Genomic DNA, 661 nt, shown 5'->3' with positions numbered 1-661 from the left:
AGTCGAACATCCTTGAGAAATAAGCCCCTGAGATTCACCTTTTATCGTCACATAAATCATATTTGCCATAACTATACCTACTTAATTTACCTTATGTTCAAGTTCTCATTCTGAGTTATTTTCCTTTAATTTCAATAAAAGAATTGTAATTTCAATAAGAGAATTGTAATTAATCGTTAGTTATCTTATATAAATGTAAATATTGCAGGCTTGTAGTCAGGCCAAATATACAAACGAACTTCTTTCACTATTTCTATACTTTAGTATAGAAAAAACCATAAATTAATCAATATCAACGGACAGCATCAGATTGAATTTATCCATCACCTAACCCCCTATGAATTCTCACTCTATAGAGATTATAGACCCGTTTACTATATGTTGAAGATAATTCGATTATCTGATTAAGTGATGTTATCTAACGTTGAGCCAGCATGTTAAAAGCCACTAGCGGAACAAATAGGGTATATGAAAAGAAACATTCAACCCGGTTTCTGTGTCGTACAGCAACCGGGAGGATTGAGTTTTCAAGCAAGTCTGTTATTCAGCCATTCAAATAGCGAAGCGGCTCGCTATTTTATGGCATTAAATTCAAATTACCGATTCCTGAAACCGGGGCAAATTCTGCTGGTAGCAGATCCAGATTCCTATAATCCCCCGC

The 661-nt window shown here is 34.8% G+C and carries 1 pseudogene; it reads left to right on the top strand.

Annotated features, from left to right (window positions below):
* Positions 1–468: 468 nt before the first annotated feature.
* Positions 469–661 (top strand): annotated as a pseudogene (locus tag AAC155_RS24270) (SAM-dependent methyltransferase); the annotation flags it as partial.

Source organism: Photorhabdus sp. HUG-39, from assembly GCF_963878365.1.
Taxonomy (GTDB): domain Bacteria; phylum Pseudomonadota; class Gammaproteobacteria; order Enterobacterales; family Enterobacteriaceae; genus Photorhabdus; species Photorhabdus kayaii.
The sequence above is the reverse complement of the archived record's forward strand: the minus strand, read 5'-3'. Positions and strand labels throughout refer to the sequence as shown.